The organism is Massilia sp. UYP11 (genome assembly GCF_050434805.1).
In the GTDB taxonomy this organism is placed as follows: Bacteria; Pseudomonadota; Gammaproteobacteria; order Burkholderiales; family Burkholderiaceae_D; genus Telluria.
This window is the reverse complement of the sequence record NZ_JBNDJE010000001.1, coordinates 748,587-766,660: the sequence shown is the minus strand read 5'-3', so window position 1 is coordinate 766,660 and position 18,074 is coordinate 748,587. Positions and strand designations below refer to the sequence as shown.

At 65.8% G+C, this 18,074-nt stretch carries 16 protein-coding genes; 10 read left to right on the top strand and 6 right to left on the bottom strand.

Annotated features, from left to right (window positions below; translation table 11 throughout):
• Window positions 1-152: 152 nt before the first annotated feature.
• The 7 genes from ABIB38_RS03380 (at window position 153) to ABIB38_RS03350 (ending at window position 7,806) form a co-directional block, all read left to right on the top strand.
• Complete coding sequence (locus tag ABIB38_RS03380) at window positions 153-1,493, top strand: sigma 54-interacting transcriptional regulator (protein WP_429201733.1); 1,341 nt, start codon at window positions 153-155, stop codon at window positions 1,491-1,493.
• 373 nt (window positions 1,494-1,866) lie between these two features.
• Complete coding sequence (locus ABIB38_RS03375; RefSeq protein WP_429201731.1) at window positions 1,867-4,086, top strand: hypothetical protein; 2,220 nt, start codon at window positions 1,867-1,869, stop codon at window positions 4,084-4,086.
• 102 nt (window positions 4,087-4,188) lie between these two features.
• The gene (locus ABIB38_RS03370) at window positions 4,189-4,590 is read left to right on the top strand and encodes a hypothetical protein (protein ID WP_429201730.1); all 402 of its coding nucleotides are present in this window, start codon (window positions 4,189-4,191) and stop codon (window positions 4,588-4,590) included.
• Window positions 4,591-4,597: 7 nt separating this feature from the next.
• Window positions 4,598-5,272, top strand: a complete 675-nt coding sequence (locus tag ABIB38_RS03365) for a C39 family peptidase (protein ID WP_429201728.1) — start codon at window positions 4,598-4,600, stop codon at window positions 5,270-5,272.
• Window positions 5,273-5,287: 15 nt separating this feature from the next.
• Window positions 5,288-5,824, top strand: a complete 537-nt coding sequence (locus ABIB38_RS03360) for a hypothetical protein (RefSeq protein WP_429201726.1) — start codon at window positions 5,288-5,290, stop codon at window positions 5,822-5,824.
• A 32-nt stretch (window positions 5,825-5,856) separates the two neighbouring features.
• The gene (locus ABIB38_RS03355) at window positions 5,857-7,404 is read left to right on the top strand and encodes a hypothetical protein (RefSeq protein ID WP_429201724.1); all 1,548 of its coding nucleotides are present in this window, start codon (window positions 5,857-5,859) and stop codon (window positions 7,402-7,404) included.
• Window positions 7,405-7,599: 195 nt separating this feature from the next.
• The gene (locus ABIB38_RS03350; protein WP_109345346.1) at window positions 7,600-7,806 is read left to right on the top strand and encodes a cold-shock protein; all 207 of its coding nucleotides are present in this window, start codon (window positions 7,600-7,602) and stop codon (window positions 7,804-7,806) included.
• Window positions 7,807-7,997: 191 nt separating this feature from the next.
• Here ABIB38_RS03350 and ABIB38_RS03345 read toward each other — a convergent pair whose 3' ends face one another.
• From ABIB38_RS03345 to ABIB38_RS03320, 6 genes are all read right to left on the bottom strand, one after another.
• Complete coding sequence (locus ABIB38_RS03345; RefSeq protein ID WP_429201722.1) at window positions 7,998-8,438, bottom strand: gamma-butyrobetaine hydroxylase-like domain-containing protein; 441 nt, start codon at window positions 8,436-8,438, stop codon at window positions 7,998-8,000.
• Between the two features lie 14 nt (window positions 8,439-8,452).
• Window positions 8,453-8,881, bottom strand: coding sequence for an HIT family protein (locus ABIB38_RS03340; RefSeq protein WP_429201720.1), 429 nt, complete (start codon window positions 8,879-8,881; stop codon window positions 8,453-8,455).
• A complete protein-coding gene (locus tag ABIB38_RS03335; protein WP_429201719.1) occupies window positions 8,878-12,900 on the bottom strand; it encodes a DUF3683 domain-containing protein in 4,023 nt (1,340 codons plus the stop codon). Before ABIB38_RS03335 ends, ABIB38_RS03340 begins: the two co-directional genes overlap by 4 nt.
• 198 nt (window positions 12,901-13,098) lie before the next feature.
• Entirely contained in the window at window positions 13,099-13,692 is a 594-nt protein-coding gene (locus ABIB38_RS03330; protein ID WP_429201717.1) for a flavin reductase family protein, read from the bottom strand.
• Window positions 13,693-13,756: 64 nt separating this feature from the next.
• Window positions 13,757-14,065 carry a DUF1272 domain-containing protein gene (locus ABIB38_RS03325; protein ID WP_429201715.1) on the bottom strand — a complete coding sequence of 103 codons (309 nt, stop codon included), beginning with the start codon at window positions 14,063-14,065 and terminating at the stop codon, window positions 13,757-13,759.
• Window positions 14,066-14,108: 43 nt separating this feature from the next.
• A complete protein-coding gene (locus ABIB38_RS03320) occupies window positions 14,109-14,612 on the bottom strand; it encodes a YqaA family protein (RefSeq protein ID WP_429201713.1) in 504 nt (167 codons plus the stop codon).
• Window positions 14,613-14,817: 205 nt separating this feature from the next.
• Between ABIB38_RS03320 and ilvA the strand changes: the two genes are divergently transcribed.
• The 3 genes from ilvA (at window position 14,818) to ABIB38_RS03305 (ending at window position 18,045) form a co-directional block, all read left to right on the top strand.
• Window positions 14,818-16,356, top strand: a complete 1,539-nt coding sequence (ilvA, locus tag ABIB38_RS03315) for a threonine ammonia-lyase, biosynthetic (RefSeq protein ID WP_429201711.1) — start codon at window positions 14,818-14,820, stop codon at window positions 16,354-16,356.
• Window positions 16,357-16,368: 12 nt separating this feature from the next.
• A complete protein-coding gene (gene queF / locus ABIB38_RS03310; RefSeq protein WP_429201709.1) occupies window positions 16,369-17,196 on the top strand; it encodes an NADPH-dependent 7-cyano-7-deazaguanine reductase QueF in 828 nt (275 codons plus the stop codon).
• 366 nt (window positions 17,197-17,562) lie between these two features.
• Window positions 17,563-18,045 (top strand): PTS sugar transporter subunit IIA, encoded by a 483-nt coding sequence (locus ABIB38_RS03305; protein WP_429201708.1) that lies wholly within the window; start codon window positions 17,563-17,565, stop codon window positions 18,043-18,045.
• Window positions 18,046-18,074 lie beyond the last annotated feature (29 nt).

Genomic DNA, 18,074 nt, shown 5'->3' with positions numbered 1-18,074 from the left:
CATGTCGCCGGCATTTCGGGTTTAATTGAACAATACTTTTCGCGTCAGCAATTCCCTTGCCGGGATCGGCCGACGCAACGGTGCGTGATGCCAATGCGCACCGGGACTCACTACAAGGCAGCTGGCCAGGTCCAGTCATAACGAGGGCAACGGTGTCTGTAAAACGTCTCTTATGCATTTCGGGTGAAGGCAATGCGCACGCACGGGCCTGCCACGGCGAGCTGCCCGGCTGGGATGTGTGCGTGGTGGAGAGCATCGCCGCGGCGCGCAAGGTCCTGTCACAGCAACACTACGGGGTCGGCCTGCTGCTCGACCGCAGCGGCGCCGCGGGCGATGCGGAGCTCGAGCGCTTCCTGCGCCAGCACCATCACACGCGCTGGATCGGCGTGTTCGACGCGCCGCGCATCGACCAGCCGGCCGTGCGCGAACTGGTCGCCGCCCACCTGGTCGACTTCCACACGCGCCCGGTCGACACGCTGCGCCTGCAGCACTCGCTTGGCCACGCCCACGGCATGGCGACGCTGGCCAAGGCCACCCCGCCGCACCGGCGCCAGGCAACGGAGCGGGCCAGCCACATCGACGGCGCCTCGCGCGCCATCGTGCGCCTGCGCGCCCACATCGACAAGATCGCCGCGGTCGACGCACCGGTGCTGATCTCGGGCGAGAGCGGCAGCGGCAAGGAACTCGCGGCCCAGGAAATCCACCTGCGCTCGCAGCGCGCGAACGGTCCCTTCATCGCCATCAATTGCGCGGCGGTGGCGCCGGCCCTGATCCATTCCGAACTGTTCGGCCACGAGCGCGGCGCCTTCACCGGCGCCACCCGCGACAAGCAGGGCCTGCTCGAAGCGGCGTCCGGCGGCAGCATCTTCCTGGACGAGATCGGCGACCTGCCGCTCGACCTGCAGGCCAGCCTGCTGCGCTTCCTGCAGGAGCGCGTGATCTACCGCGTCGGCGGCACCCGCACCATCGCGGTCGACGCGCGCGTGATCACCGCCACCCATGTCGACCTGCCCCAGGCCGTCAGCGAGGGGCGCTTCCGCGAAGATTTGTATTACCGCCTCAGCGTGTTCCCGATCCGGGTGCCGCCGCTACGCGAACGCAAGGAAGACTTGCCGCTGCTCACTGACCTCATCTTCAACAAGTATGCGGCCGAACGCAGCCCGCAGTTGAAAGGCGTGAGCCGCGAAGCGCTGCTGGCGATGGCGCGCTACGAGTGGCCGGGCAATGTGCGCGAACTCATCAATCGGGTGCGGCGCGCCATGGTGCTGGCCGAACACCGCCTGATCATGCCGGAAGACCTCGACCTGCCCAGCATCGGACCGATCTGCCCGGTCAGGGAAGGGCTCGGCAATTCGCGGCTGTCGGCCGAACGCGTCGCGATCGGCGAAAGCCTGGCGCGCACCGGCAACAACATCAGCCAGGCCGCGCGCGACCTCGGTGTCTCACGTATGACACTGTATCGCCTGATGGCCAAGCACGCGATTTCCCTGTAAGTACACTTCCCTCCCTGCCGTCAGCCTTTTCCTACGGCGCCTCCCCTAATCTGACAGATTTTTCCCGCCAATGCGCTTGCCAAACGGCGACGCACGGCGGGTCGTGTTCGCTCTGTGACAGCTGCTTGCGGTGACAGATTGATACAGTTTCATGGGCTTTTTGTTCACTTTGTCACGAGTCTGAGACACTTTGCTTATTAGCTATTGTTCAAGTTCATTTTCCCTTGTCGCCGCGATGCAACTCATCAAATTATTCCTACATTATCAAGGACTTAACTATTCCGGATTCACTTGGCATAAGAACTGCTATTGAACGAGTGGACCGGGAGTCATGGGACCCCGGGAACTCAACAGTGACATTAGGGGAGCAACAATGAAGCGCACTATCCTGGCAACCGCGATCGCCCTGGCATTCACCATGGCCCACGCACAAGAAAATTCCGTCAACGACGTCCGCGGCGGCAACACCCAGACCTCGTCGGTGACCACCAACACCGACAGCAGCACTGTCACTGACACCCGCAACAGCGGCAATACCTCGACCAACTCGTCGACCAACACCGACACGAACACCAACACCAACACCGCGACCAACACCGACAACAGCCAGGCCAACAGCAACAACCAGGCGACCAACACGAACACGAATACCAACACCAGCACCGACAACAGCCAGGCCAACAACAGCAGCACCAACACCGCCGACAGCAACAACCAGTCGACCAGCACCAACACCACGACCAACACCAACAACAGCCAGGCCAACAACAACAGCCAGCAAAACAACAACAGCCAGCAGAACGACAACAGCACGACCAACAACAACAACCAGGTGGACCGTTCGGACAACCGCGTCGCCAACAACACGAACACCCAGTCGGACACCCGCACCAACACCGAGACGATCGACAGCAACGACACGATCACGACCAACACCACGACCACCCACGACAGCAGCCAGGACAGCTCGGGCCAGAACAACAGCTCGGGTGACGCCCGTGCGGCAGCCGCCGGCGCCGCAGCCGCCAACAACGGCGGCAGCGCCAACTCGTCGGTCGCCAACTCGTTCAACACCTCGTCGGCCAACGCGGTCAGCTCGCTGACCGGCACCGTGTCGGGCAACAACATCAGCAACATCGGCAACAACGCCGTGAACAACGGCGGCGCCAACGGCGCGACCGGCACCGGTTCGACCGGCGGCGCGGGCTACGCCGGCTCGACCTCGGCCACCGGCGCAGCCGGCGGCTCGGCATCGGGCGCAGCGGGCGCGGCTGGCGGCGCAGGCGGCTACGCCGCTGCGGGCACCGCATCGACCGGCGCCTCGACCGTCGGCAACGCCGCCGGCGGCAACGGCGGCGCGAGCGGCGCGGCCCACTCGATGGGCGGCGCGGGCGCCGCAGGTGCGGCTGGCGGTTACGCTGCCGGCGGCAACGGCGCAGCGGGCGGCGCAGGCATGGGCGGCGCAGGCGCCATGGGCGGCGCGGCCAACGGCGGCTCGGGCGCGGCAGGCGGCGCAGCCATGGGCGGCAACGGCGGCGCGACCGGCTCGCTGGCCGGCGGCAACGGCGGCGCGAACGGCGCCATCGGCACCGGCGCCGGCGGCATGGGCGGCGCCGGCGAATCCAACGGCGGCGCAGGCGCGGCCGGCGGCATGGGCGGCGCGGGCGCCATGGGCGGCAACTCGTCGGGCTCGACCCTGACCGCATCGAACGGCGCCAGCGGCGGCGGCGCGGCGATCGGCGACGCCGCCTCGACCTCGGGTTCGGGCGGCATGCCAGGCTCGGGCACCGACATGGCCGGCACCGGCGGCGCCAGCGGCGCGGCCACCAACACCGGCGGCACCTCGACCGCAGGCAGCCCGACCAGCGGCGCCAGCTCGGGCACCGCGGGTGACGCGATGGCCGGCGCGGGCGGCGCAGGCGCGGCAGGCGGCGCCGGCGGTTCTGGCGCGGCCGGCACCAATACCTCGGGCGCGGGCGCTGCAGGCGGCGCGGCCACCGGCGGCACTGCGGGTTCGGGCGCCGCACTGGCAGGCACCGGCGGCGCTGGCGCCACCGGCACCGCAGGCGCGGGCGGTTCGGGCGCGGCCGGCACGGCTGGCATGGGCGGCAACGGCGCCGAAGGCATGGGCGGCGCAGGCGGCGCGGGCCAGGGCGGCACCGCAGGCGCGGGCGGCATGGGCGGTTCGGGCGCTGAAGCGACCGCATCGACCGGCGCCGGCGGCGCCGGCGGCGCGGCCACCGGCGGCGCGGCCACCGGCGGCTCGGCCACCTCGGGCGACGCCACCTCGGGCGCCGGCGGCAACGGCGGCGCGGGCGGCTCGAGCACCGGCGGCGCTGGCGGCTCGACCGGCGAAATGGTTGCCGGCGCAGGCACCGGCGGCTTCGGCGGCGCCGGCACCGGCGGCAACGGCGGCACCAACAACGTGACCGCGGGTTCCTTCGACATGTCGAACTCGATGAGCAACATCGCCCAGTCGGCAGCCGGCATCTCGATCATCAGCCAGAACAACGGCTTCTCGTCGCTGATCCAGCAAAGCGTCAACGTTCAGTCGAACATGAACGTCGGCGGCACCACCCCAAGCGGCCAGTAATCACGAGGTCTGAGCAGCAACCGCGCAAGCGTCCGGCACGGCCGGACGCTTGCGACCCGCCACGCGGCGCTATCCGCGTGGCGGCTTTTCGAGCGAGGCATCATGAAACGGATTACCCAGATCGGCTCTCTCCTGCTGGCGGCCTGCATGGCGCTGCCAGTGGCGGCCCAGGCGTCGGAACCGGCGAAGCTGCCGGTGGTGGTGGGCTTCCTGTCCAAAGTGGATGTCGCACCGGGCCGGGAAGATGATTTCACCAAAGGCTGGGGCAAGACGACCGACGCCGAGGAACTGGGCGGCCTGCGTGGCGGCGCCGACTTCGTGACCACCGAGGCGACGCTCGGCGGCACCGTCGGCAACAACACGGCCACCAACGTGACCACCGGATTCAACATCATCGACAACGGCTCGTTCGCGAACTCCTCGGGCCTGCCTGTCGTGATCCAGAACTCCGGCGCGAACGTCCTGATCCAGAACGCGACCGTCATCAACCTGCAACTGCAATAGGAAGAGCATGAAGCACGGGATCTTCCTCGCCGCCCTGTGCGGCACCCTGCTGGCGCCGGCTCCGGCGCCGGCGCTCGAACTGGCGGTGGTCGGGCGCGTCAACGTGCCCGTCACCAGCCTCAAGGACATCAAATTCCAGCGCACCACGCGCCAGCAGTACGACTACAGTTGCGGCGCCGCCGCCGTGTCGACCCTGCTGTCGCACCACTATGGCACCCCGACGCCGGAACAGGACGTGTTCCAGGAAATGTACGAAAAAGGGGACAAGACCAGGATCCACAAGGAAGGCTTTTCGCTGCTCGACATGCAGCGCTTCCTGGCCGCGCGCGGCTTTCGCGCCGACGGCTTCAAGCTGCCGATCGAAAAGCTGATCACCGAAAAACTGCCGGCCATCGTCCTGATCACCGACCGCGGCTTCAACCACTTCGTGGTCGTCAAGGGCTACGAGGATGGCCGCATCCTGATCGGCGACCCGTCCACCGGCAACCGCGTCGTGAGCATGGAGCGGTTCCAGGAAATCTGGCGCAACAAGATCCTGTTCGTGATCCACAGCCACAAGGACGGCATCGCCTTCAACACGCCGGCCGACTGGCGCGGCGCTCCGCGCGCCCCGCTGGGCGCCGGCATGCACCAGGACCAGCTCAGCGCCTCGCTGCCGAAGTTCGGCCCCGGCGACTTTTGACGTAAAGGATGTGATATGCGCTGGCCAAGCTTTAGCAAGATGATGCAACGTGGCGTGCTTGCGGGCGCCCTGTGCGCGGCGCTCGGCGCGATGGCGCCGGTGCGGGCGGCCGATGCCGCCGCGAACGGCGTGGCCGGTTTCGGCGCCCCGGTCGGGGCCGAGACGCTGGACGGCGCCCGCGGCGGTTTCGAGATCGCCGGCGGCCTGTCGGTGGCGCTCGGCATCGAGCGCGTGGTGTCGGTCAACGGCGAAATCCTGTCGCGCACCAACATCGCTATTCCCGACCTGGCCGCGCTGAGCGCCGACCAGGCCCGCCTGACCCAGGAAGCGCTGGGCGCCGCACGCATGATCCAGATCGGCGGCAACAACTTCGCCGCGGCCGACCTGAACCTGCCCAATGGCGCGACCCTGGTACAGAACACCCTCGACAACCAGGCGATCAGTTCCGTCACCACCATCACCTCGGCCGTCAACAGCATGTCCTTGCTAAAAGACATGAATTTCCACAGCACGATTCGTGACGCCGTAGTGCGTTCCCCAGGAACACTGTAGCATTGCAATATTGTCAATTATTGGAGACCTGGATGTATTCACACGTCGCGCGGCTTGGCGCCGCCGGCCTGGCGGCCGCCCTCCTGGCGCCGTCCGTGCTCGCTCAACAACCTGCAGCCGCGCCGCTCGATAGCGGCCCGCAGGACCGACAGACCGAACTGTCCCAACTCAAGGACGAACTGGCCGAACAGCGGGCAATGGTGAACCGTCTGATGCTCGAACTCCAGGCGCAGCGCGAGCAATTGCAACGCATGCAGGCCCAGGGCGCCCCTGCCGTGAGCACCGCCCCGGCGCTGGCGGCGCGCGAGCGCCTCGTGGAAGACGCCCCGCTGTCCGGCGCCCCGTTCGCCGTGCCGACCGCGCTGGCCGACGGCGTCCTGCTGTCGCAGCAGCGCGGCGCGGGCATGTCGATGCAGGCGCCGGTGGCCCAGCCGCCGGTGCTGCCGCCGCCCGAAAGCGGCGTGGCGGCCCCGCTGCCGCCGCAGCCGCGTCCCAACCAGCCCGGCGTGCCGGCGCCGGGCCCGGCCCAACCGGCGGCCCCGGCGCAGGCGCAGGCCCAGCGTCCGGCCCAGCAACAGCAGCCGCAGACCGCACAGAACAACAATCGCCAGGAACCGAACCGCCCGCCCGAAGTCGCGCCGCTCGGCGACCAGCCCGGCGTGCTGACCCAGCGCGGCACCTATGTGCTCGAGCCATCGGTGCAGTACGGCTACTCGTCGAGCAACCGCGTGGCCCTGGTCGGCTACACCGTGATCCCCGCGATCCTGATCGGCCTGGTCGACGTGCGCGAGATCAAGCGCAACACTTTCACCACGGCGATCACCGGCCGTACCGGCATCAACAACCGGATGGAAGTCGAGGTCAAGGTGCCCTATGTGTACCGCTCGGACGCCACGGTCAGCCGCGAGCTGTTCACCGGCACCGCAGTCGAGCGCGTGTTCGACACCAGCGGCAAGGGCCTGGGCGACGTCGAAGTCGCCGGCCGCTACCAGCTCAACAACGGCGGCCCGGACCAGGGCTATTACATTGCCGGCCTGCGCTACAAGAGCCGCACCGGGCGCGACCCGTTCGAGGTCGTGACCGACTGCGACCGGCGCTGCATCGGCGAGAACGTGACCGGCACCGGCCTGCCGCTGGACTTGCCGACCGGTTCCGGCTTCCATTCGCTGCAAGGCACGCTGACCTGGCTGTATCCGTCCGACCCGGCCGTCTTCTTCGGCAACCTGAGCTATGTGCACAACTTCAAGCGCGAGGACGTGACGCGCCTGGTGCGCAACGGCGTGCGCGAGCCGCTGGGCGAGCTGGAACCAGGCTACGTGCTCGGCTTTAACTTCGGCATGGGCCTGGCGCTCAACGACAAGGCGTCGCTCAGCCTCGGCTACGACCACAGCACCATCGCGCGCATGAAACAGAACGGCCAGCCGGTGCCGGGCTCGGTGCGCACCCAGCTCGGCACCCTGCTGCTGGGCTACTCCTACCGCCTGAGCCCGAAGCGCACGCTGAATATCGCGGTGGGCGCCGGCGTGACCCGCGATACCCCGGACGTGACCCTCACGCTGCGAGTGCCAATGACGTTCTGATTGAGATCAAAATCGCGTAGGAACATGCGATCTGGATGAGTTGTGGTAAATGCGAACACGATTGAAAAATCTTGCTTCCGTTTTAAGAATTTGTCCTTATAATCAGAATTGCAATGTAGAGCGTGGCCCTGGTTCTTGTCCTAGGTACGCAAACAGGGCAACAACGCAAAACAACTTATATTTGAGGGAATAAACATGGCTACTGGCATTGTCAAATGGTTCAACGACGCTAAAGGTTTCGGCTTCATCACCCCTGATGGTGGTGGCGAAGACGTGTTCGCACACTTCTCGGCGATCAACGCCAACGGCTTCAAATCGCTGCAGGAAAACCAGCGCGTGACCTTCGACATCACCGCCGGCCCTAAAGGCAAGCAAGCTGCAAACATCCAGCCACAGGCTTGATGCTGCATTGGCCCGCTCGATGCGGGCCTGCAAAGAACAAGAGCACATCCAAGGATGTGCTCTTTTGTTTTGGGGCGCCGATGACGTGCGTGGTGTGCCGGTCCTGGCGATCACCGCGTCGGCGGCCGCCAGCCCTGCGCAGGGTTGGCGGCGATGCCGCCGACGCGTTCAACCAGCGCAGGCGTCCCCTCTCACTTGCAGCCGCAGCTGCCCGACCCGCAACCGCCGCCGCCGGACTTGGCCGGCGCCGAACCCGGCAGCATGGTGCCCGGCGCGCGGCCGGTTTCTTCGTCGAAGCCGGCCGCCTGCAGGCGCGCCACGTACTGCTTCCACAGCGACTCCTGGCTGCGGCCCAGTTCGTACAGGTAATCCCAGCTGAAGATGCCGCTGTCGTGGCCGTCCGAGAAGGTCGGCTTGATCGCGTAGTTGCCGACCTGCTCGACGTCGGCGATGCCGACTTCGCGCTTGCCGAGCTGCAAGACTTCCTGGCCGGGACCATGGCCCTTCACCTCGGCCGACGGCGAGTACACGCGCATCAGTTCGAACGGGATCGAATAGGCGCTGCCGTCGTCGTAGGCGACGTCGAGCACGCGCGATTTCTGGTGGACGGTCAGTTCGGTTGGATTAGGCATGAGTCTCTTCTCTATCAGTTGAAACGGCGCGCGATGGCGGCGCCCAGTTGTCCGGCCAGCGCGCGGCGCGCGGCCAGGGTGTCGGGTTCGGTCGAGCGCACCGCCTGGGCCCACACGGGCGCCGGGAAATGCGCGTCGTCCGCATAACGCGGAATGATATGCCAGTGCAGATGCGGCACCACATTGCCCAGGCTGGCCACATTGACCTTCAGCGGCTGCATCACTTCACGCACCGCCTCCTCGACCAGGAACACGGCCTCGTTCACCAGGAGCCGGTCCGGGCGCGAAAGGTCGCTCATCTCGCGCACGTGGTCGTGCCAGATCACGCGGCAAAAGCCGGGGTAGCTGGCGTCGTCGACGACGATCACGCTGAACTTGTCGCCGCGCCAGGCCACGGGCGCGCTGAGGTTGCACAGTTCGCAGAGCGCGACGGGAGCCGTCATACCAGCACCCTTTCGATGCCGCCGTTGTTGGCGCGCGCCACGTACTCGGGCAGCCAGTTCTCGCCCAGCAGGTGCTTCGCGATCTCGACCACGATGTAGTCGGCGGTGGTGCCCGAGTCGTCGTTGTAACGGCTCAAGCCCTGCAGGCAGGATGGGCAGCTGGTCAGGATCTTGACGTCGCCCTTGAAGCCGTCGGCGCGCAGCTTGTCCGCGCCCTTGACCATCTCGACTTCCTTGCGCGAACGCACCTGGGTCGCGATGTCGGGACGGGTCACGGCAAAGGTGCCCGACTCGCCGCAGCAGCGGTCGTTCTTCTCGATCTTCACGTTATCGATGGTCGAGACCAGCGCGTTCACCGTCTTCATCGAATCCTGCAGCTTCATCGGCGTGTGGCAGGGGTCGTGGTACATGTAGCGGGTGCCGCTGACGCCCTCGAGTTTAATGCCCTTCTCCAGCAGGTACTCATGGATGTCCATGATGCGGCAGCCCGGGAAGATCTTCTCGAATTCATAGGTCGCCAGCTGGTCGTAGCAGGTGCCGCACGAGACCAGGACCGTCTTGATGTCGAGGTAGTTCAGCGTGTTGGCCATGCGGTGGAACAGCACGCGGTTATCCGTCATCATCTTGTCGGCCTTGTCGAACTGGCCGGCGCCGCGCTGCGGATAGCCGCAGCACAGGTAGCCCGGCGGCAGCACGGTCTGCACGCCGACTTCCCACAGCATCGCCTGGGTCGCCAGGCCAACCTGCGAGAACAGGCGCTCGGAGCCGCAGCCCGGGAAGTAGAACACGGCTTCGGTGTCGGCCGTGGTTTTCTTTGGATTGCGGATGATCGGGACGATCTTGTCGTCCTCGATGTCGAGCAGCGCGCGCGCGGTCTTCTTCGGCAGGTTGCCCGGCATCTTCTTGTTGATGAAGTGGATCACCTGCTCGCGCACCGGCGGCTTGCCCGTGGTCGGCGGCGGCGACGCCGTTTGCGGCTTGGCCAGGCCTTTCAACAGGCGGTTGCCCATGCGCTGGGCCTTGAAGCCCAGGTCGACCATCGCCTTGCGCGTGGCGTTGATGGTGGTCGGGTCGGTGGCGTTGAGGAAGAACATGGCCGCGCGGTTGGCCGGCTTGAAGCTGCGCTTGTCCATCTTGCGCAGCAGGTTACGCATGTTCATCGACACGTCGCCGAAGTCGATGTCGACCGGACAGGGCGTGACGCACTTGTGGCACACCGTGCAGTGATCCGACACGTCCTCGAACTCTTCCCAGTGGCGCAGCGAGACGCCGCGGCGGGTCTGCTCCTCGTACAGGAAGGCCTCGATCAGCGCCGAGGTGGCCAGGATCTTGTCGCGCGGCGAGTACAGCAGGTTCGCCTGCGGCACGTGGGTCGTGCACACCGGTTTGCACTTGCCGCAGCGCAGGCAGTCCTTGATGCTGTTGGCGATCTCGCCGATATCGCTCTGCTGCATGATCAGCGATTCGTGGCCCATCAGGCCGAACGACGGCGTGTAGGCGTTGCGCAGGTCGGCGTGGGCGCCTTCGAGGTTGAGCAGCTTGCCCTTGTTGAAGCGCCCTTCCGGATCGACGCGCACCTTGTAGTCGCGGAATTCCTGGATCTCGGAATCGAGCAGGAATTCGAGCTTGGTGATGCCGATGCCGTGCTCGCCCGAGATCACGCCGTCGAGCGAACGCGCCAGCTTCATGATGCGCTCGACCGCCTTGTGGGCGTCCTGCAGCATGGCGTAGTCGTCCGAATTCACCGGCAGGTTGGTGTGGACGTTGCCATCGCCCGCGTGCATGTGCAGGGCGACGAACACGCGCGAGCGCAGCACGCGCTTGTGGATCGCGACCGCTTCGTCGAGGATGCACTGGTAGGCGGCGCCATTGAAGATCTGGCGCAGCGGCGCGCGCACTTCGGCCTTCCACGACACGCGCACCGTGTGGTCCTGCACCACGTCGAACAGGGTCGCATCGGGCTGGATCGCCAGGCGCTGCCCGATGGCCTCGTCCAGGTGGTCCAGGCCCAGGGTCTGCAGCTGCCCGCGCACTTCGCCCAGCGGCGCATCGAGATTGGCCAGGACGAAGGTCCAGCGCTTGTCGACCAAGTCGACCAGGGCGCGCGCCTGCAGCGGACGGTCGCCCATGATCTCGTCGCGGTCGACCCCGTCGGCGCTGGCGTCGTCGCTCTTGGCCAGCGGCAGGTGGTCGCTGGCGAGGTAGGCGCGCAGTTGGCCCACCAGCTGCAGCTTGTTCTTGATCGACAGCTCGACGTTGATGCGCTCGATGCCGTCGGTGTACTCGCCCATCCGGTTCAGCGGAATGACCACGTCCTCGTTGATCTTGAAGGCGTTGGTGTGGCGCGCGATGGCCGCGGTGCGGGCGCGGTCGAGCCAGAACTTCTTGCGCGCATCGGGGCTGACGGCGACGAAGCCCTCGCCCACGCGGGTGTTCGCCAGGCGCACCACTTCCGAGGCGGCGATCGCCACCGCATTCTCGTCGTCGCCGACGATGTCGCCGAACAGCGCCATCTTGGGCAGCACGCCGCGCTTGGACTTGGTGGCGTAGCCGACCGCGCGCAGGTAGCGTTCGTCCAGGTGCTCCAGGCCCGCCAGGCGCAGCGTGGCGAACGCCGGGTTGCCGTTCTTCGGCAGGCTGTCCAGGTAATCCTTGATCTCGACGATCGACGGGATCGCATCGCGCGCCTGGCCGAAGAATTCCAGCGCCACCGTGCGGGTGAACTTGGGCATCTTGTGCAGGATCCAGCGCGCCGACGTGATGAGGCCGTCGGTGCCTTCTTTCTGGATGCCCGGCAGGCCGGCCAGGAACTTGTCGGTGACGTCCTTGCCCAGGCCTTCCTTGCGGAAGCGCTTGCCCTCGATGGTGAGCGTCTCGGTGCGGAACGGCTGGCCTTTCGGGGCGCCCTTGACGGAAGGATGCGTCCATTCGAGCAGGAATTCGGCCGTCGGAGCGTCGTGGATCTTGCCCAGGTTGTGGTTGATGCGGGTGACGTCGAGCCAGTCGCCGTTGGGGTCGACCATGCGCCACGACGCCAGGTTGTCGAGCGCCGTGCCCCACAACACCGCCTTCTTGCCGCCCGCGTTCATCGCGATATTGCCGCCCACGCAGGACGCGTGGGCCGACGTCGGGTCGACCGCGAACACGAAGCCTGCCTTCTCGGCCGCCTGCGACACCCGCTGCGTGACGACGCCGGCATAGGTATGGATGGTCGCGTATTCGCGTCCCAGGCCCGGCATGGTCGTCATCTCGACCTCGCCGATGCCGATCAGCTTTTCGGTATTGATCACGGCCGACATCGGCGTGAGCGGGATCGCGCCGCCGGTGTAGCCGGTGCCGCCGCCGCGCGGGATGATGGTCAGTCCGAGCTCGATGCAGCCCTTGACCAGGCCGGCCATCTCGTCCTCGCTGTCGGGCAGCAGGACCAGGAACGGGTACTCGACGCGCCAGTCGGTGGCGTCGGTCACGTGCGAGGTGCGGTGCATGCCGTCGAAGCGGATGTTGCGCTTGTCGGTGTAGGCGCCCAGCACCTTGGTGGCGCGCTTGCGCAGGTCGTAGGTCTCGGCGAATTCGCGGCCGAAATCGTCCACGGCGCGGCGCGCGGCGGCGAGCAGTTGCTCGACGGCGGCGCTGCGGGCGGCGACGACGGCAGGATCGCTGTCCGACGCCGATGCGTCCAGCGCATCGACCGTGGTGCGGCGCTTGTCGATCTCGCCCAGGCGGTGATGCAGCGCTTCGATCAGCTTGGCCCGGCGCTTCGGGTTGTCCAGCATGTCGTCCTGCAGGTAGGGATTGCGGCGCACTACCCAGATGTCGCCCAGTACCTCGTACAGCATGCGCGCCGAGCGGCCGGTCTGGCGCGCGCCGCGCAGGCTGTCGAGCAACGCCCACGACGACTCACCGAGCAGGCGGATCACGATTTCGCGGTCCGAGAACGAGGTGTAGTTATAAGGAATCTCACGCAGGCGCGCGGGTGCGTTGTCGGCAAGCAGGGTATGGATGTGTGCGGGGGCGTTCATGAATTCTGGTCGACGATCGGACAGGCCCGAAGGACATTCATTCTAGCTTATTGCGATGCACCACGCTCGGCTTATGCCCGGACCGGTATTCCGCTCAACGAAATAAAATGTCTATACTATTTTTAAAGTGCAAACTTTATTTGCCTGCACGACTTGTGATGCAACGTTTATCAGCTTGATTGACCCGGATGGCATATGTCATCCGGCGTTGTCCGACGCTTGCGGCGGCGTCGCGCTCGCCTCGAAGGCCTCGCCGAGTTCGAAAAAGTGCCCACCCGCAACGTAATGGATGCTTTTCGGACTCCCTTCGCTCGTGACCCAGTGGCCGTCGCGGAACACGGCCGGATCGGCCCAGGCGGCGACCACCTGGCCGAGGAACAGGTCATAGGTTTCCTGGATGTGCGGCTCGGGCAGCAGGCGGCATTCGAGCCAGGCCAGGCAGCCGTCCAGCAGCGGCGCGCCGACCTGCGCGCCGGTCCAGTAGCCGGCGCCGAAGGCGGCGAACTTGTCGACCTCGCGGCCCGTGGTCGAGCCGACCTGCAGGGTCAGCTGCGCCAGTTCGCGCGACGGCACCATCAGGGCGAATTCGCCCGACGCCTCGACCATGCGACGCGTGAGCGTGCTCTTGTCGAGCACCACCGCCACCTTGGGCGGATCGAAGTCGAGCGGCATCGACCAGGCGGCGGCCATCACGTTGATCGCATCGCCATCGCGTGCGGATACCAGCACCGTCGGGCCGTGGTTCATCAGGCGATAGGCTTTGTCGAGGGGAACGGGGAGGCGGTCGGTCATGCGCGAATCCTGGGGCGGCAGCGAAACGCCCATTATGAACCGCCTCCTGCGAACGTGCAGGACGCTAGCGATCCGACGGCGCGATGTCCTTGATGGCCGCGGCGAAGCGCGCATGCGCGGCCGGATCCACCGGCCGCAGCTTCGGCTCGGTGCGCGCCGGGTCGTTGCCCAGATAGTTTCCGTTCTTCCAGTTGCGCGCGGGCCTGACCGGCCGCGGCACGAAGCCGCCGCCGCAGTTGGGGCAGACGTTCAGCAATATGCCGTCGACGCAGGCGGCGCAGAACGTGCACTCGTAGGAGCAGATGCGCGCCTCGGTGGACGCCGGCGGCAAGGCCGCATGGCAGTGTTCGCAGTTCGGTCGCAGTTCGAGCATCGGCTTCTTCCTGATGACCCGGCCGCTGTCGGAAAGGACATGCTCAGCCGGTGATACGGGTCAGCATATCACCGAGATTGGTCCAGAAACTGTCCGGGATGTACAGCAGCGCCAGGGTCATGGTCACATAGCGCGCAAACTTGCCGATCGCCATATACATGACGCTGGGCCAGAACGGCAGGTGCAGCCAGCCGGCCAGGGTGCACAGCGGGTCGCCGATGCCCGGCAGCCACGACAGCAGCATGGTCTTGGCGCCATAGCGCTTGAGCCAGCCGAACCAGCGGCTCTGGCGCTCTTTCGCGAACGCGACCTTGGCGCGGTAGCCAAGGAAATAGTCGAAGGCGCCGCCCAGGGTATTACCGATCGTCCCGACCAGGATGGCAGGCCAGAACATCTCGGGATTGGCCTTGATCACCGCGAACACGGCGGGCTCGGAGCCGAGCGGCAGCAAGGTGGCGGAGACGAAACTGACGATGAAGATGGAGGTCAGCCCGACGGTCGGGGCAGCCAGGAAGTCAAGCAGCCATTGGACAGCGGATTCGATCATGCGGGCTTATTGGGCCCCTTGCGGTAGCCTAGTGGTGGCGATAAGCGTCCATTATAATGGTCCGGTACTTTCGTCACGACACGATACGATGAGCCTGCCACCCAGCCCGTCACTTCGTACTGCGCGCCACGGTCACCCACCCTAGCGGAACAGTTCGCGTCGTCCGTCCCGCCGGCCTTGCCGGCAAGACTTTTGCAATCCGACCATGACTACCGACTACCTGAAAAAAATCCTGACCGCCCGCGTCTACGACGTCGCCGAACAGACGCCGCTCGACCTCGCCCCGACCCTGTCCCAGCGCCTGGGCAACCGGATCTATTTCAAGCGCGAGGACATGCAGAGCGTGTTCAGCTTCAAGCTGCGCGGCGCGTACAACAAGATGGCGAACCTGACGCCCGAGCAACTCAAGCGCGGCGTCATCTGCGCCTCGGCCGGCAACCACGCCCAGGGCGTGGCGCTGTCGGCCTGCCGCCTCGGCTGCCGCGCGCTGATCGTGATGCCGACCACGACCCCGCAGGTGAAGATCGAGGCGGTCAAGGCGCGCGGCGGCGCCAGCGTCGAAGTCGTGCTGCACGGCGACTCGTACACCGACGCCTACAACCACGCGCTGCTGCTGGAAAAAGAGCAACGCCTGACCTTCGTGCATCCGTTCGACGATCCGGACGTGATCGCCGGCCAGGGCACGATCGGCATGGAAATCCTGCGCCAGCTGTCGAGCCCGATCCACGCGATCTTCGTCGCCATCGGCGGCGGCGGACTGATTGCCGGCATCGGCGCCTATGTGAAACAGATTCGCCCCGACATCAAGATCATCGGCGTGCAGACCCTGGATTCGGACGCGATGGCGCGCAGCCTGAAGGCCGGCCATCGCGTCACGCTGACCGACGTCGGCCTGTTCTCGGACGGCACCGCGGTGCGCCTGGTGGGCGAGGAAACCTTCCGCGTCGCCCAGCAGGTGGTCGACGAGATCATCCTGGTCGACACCGACGCCATCTGCGCCGCGATCCAGGACGTGTTCCAGGATACGCGCAGCATCCTCGAACCAGCCGGCGCGCTGGCGGTGGCCGGCGCCAAGGCCTATGTCGAGCGCTCGCAGATGAACCGCGAGCCGATCAGGAACGAGACGCTGGTGGCGGTGGCCTGCGGCGCCAACATGAACTTCGACCGCCTGCGCTTCGTGGCCGAGCGCGCCGAGCTGGGCGAATCGCGCGAGGCCGTGTATGCCGTGACCGTGCCCGAGCAGCGCGGCAGCTTCCGCCGTTTCTGCTCCCTGGTCGGTCCGCGCAACGTCACCGAATTCAATTACCGCATCAGCGATGAGAGCGAGGCCCACGTGTTCCTCGGCGTGCAGGTGGGCAACCGCAGCGAGTCGGGCCTCCTGGCGCGCACCTTCGAGGAACACGGCTACAAGACGCTGGACCTGACCTACGACGAGCTGGCCAAGCTGCACATCCGCCACCTGGTGGGCGGGAAAAGTTCACTTGCACATGACGAATTGCTGTATCGTTTCGAGTTCCCCGAACGGCCGGGTGCGCTGATGCGCTTCCTGGACAGCATGGCGCCGAACTGGAATATCTCGTTGTTCCACTACCGCAACCAGGGCGGGGACGTGGGGCGCATCCTGGTCGGGCTGCAAGTGCCGCAGGCCGAGATGGATGAGTTCCGGCAGTTCCTGGCCTCGCTCGGTTACCGCTATTGGGACGAGAGCGGGAATCCCGTCTATAAATTGTTTTTGGGGGCATGACGCCCCAGCGCTATGAATACCCCTGATCAATCGCCGCTTGGCAAGTCTTCTGCCTACCAGAGCCAGTACGCCCCCGAACTGCTGTTCCCGATTCCGCGCCAGCAAAAGCGCGAGGAATTGGGCCTGGCGGGCACGCTGCCCTTCTTCGGAGTCGACATCTGGAACGCGTATGAACTGTCGTGGCTGAACATGCGCGGCAAGCCGCAGGTGGCGATCGCGACCGTGACGGCGCCGGCCGATTCGCCGAACATCGTCGAATCGAAATCGTTCAAGCTCTACCTGAACTCGTTCAACCAGACCCGCCTGGCCGGCCCCGACGCCCTGCTGGCCCTGCTGCGCGACGACTTGTCGAACGGCTTCGGCGCGCCGGTCCACGTCACCCTGACCCACCCGGAAGACTTCGGCAAGATCGGGATGGGCGAACTGGAAGGCACGCTGCTCGACCGCCTCGACATCGAGGTCGACGCTTACGCGCCGGCCCCGCAACTGCTCAAGGCCAATCACGAAGACGCGCCGGTCGAGGAAACCCTGGTCTCGCACCTGCTCAAGTCCAATTGCCTGGTCACCGGGCAGCCGGACTGGGGCACGGTGCAAATCCGTTACGTCGGCCCGCAGATCGACCAGGAAGGCTTGCTGAAATACCTGATCGGTTTCCGCGAGCACAATGAATTCCACGAGCAATGCGTGGAGCGCATCTTCGTGGACGTGCTGCGCCAGTGCCGGCCGAGCAAGCTGGCCGTGTATGCGCGCTATACGCGGCGCGGCGGCCTTGACATCAATCCATGGCGCACCAATTTCACCACCGGCAAGCCAGGTAATCTGCGTGGCGCGCGCCAGTAAACATCCAATTTCTGTCAGGATATTACTCGCACGCTTGTGCGTTTTAGGCGACAGCCATGCACCGTGCATAAGACCTTCTTTGGCGATACGATACCGGACGCGCTGCCTTGCTTTGAAGCCGCCCTTCGAGCAATCATCGGTAAACAAGAGGAGCGGCATACGATTGCTGGTGTCACTAGCTGATTCGTTGAGGAAATTGCGTAAAAGTGTTGATGTAAGTCAACTTACTGCTTATCCCGTTTCGACGGGTATCGTGCGGCGGTTCGGCGAGAAGGCCAAACTGTCGCGAATTCGAGTGTCTCGGGCCCTAAACAGGCCTATAATCCCGTGCTCGCAAGCACTCCACGCGTGCATCGCACCCACGTTATGACGAATCTAAGCAAAATCCTCTCGCTCGAGAACGTGCAACTCGACCTCGAAGTGTCGAGCAAAAAACGGGCTTTCGAGCAGGCCGGCCTGATCTTCGAGAACAATTGCGGCATCGCCCGCTCGATCGTCTCGGACAACCTGTTCGCGCGCGAACGCCTGGGCTCGACGGGCCTGGGCCATGGCGTCGCCGTCCCGCATGGCCGCATCAAGGGCAGCAAGAGCCTCAAGTCGCCGCTGGCCGCCTTCGTGCGCCTGAAGGAGCCGATTCCTTTCGAGTCGCCCGACGGCCAGCCGGTGAACCTGCTGTTCTTCCTCTTGATCCCCGACCACGTCACCCAGCAGCACCTCGAGATCCTGTCCGAGATCGCCGAGCTGTTCTCCGACGAATCGGTGCGCACCGCCCTGGCGAACGATCCCGATCCGAAGTCGGTACATGACCGTATTATCAACTGGCAACCCAGCCTGCAGGCTCTGGGTTAAACTGCACGTATGCCAGGACCTATCCCGGT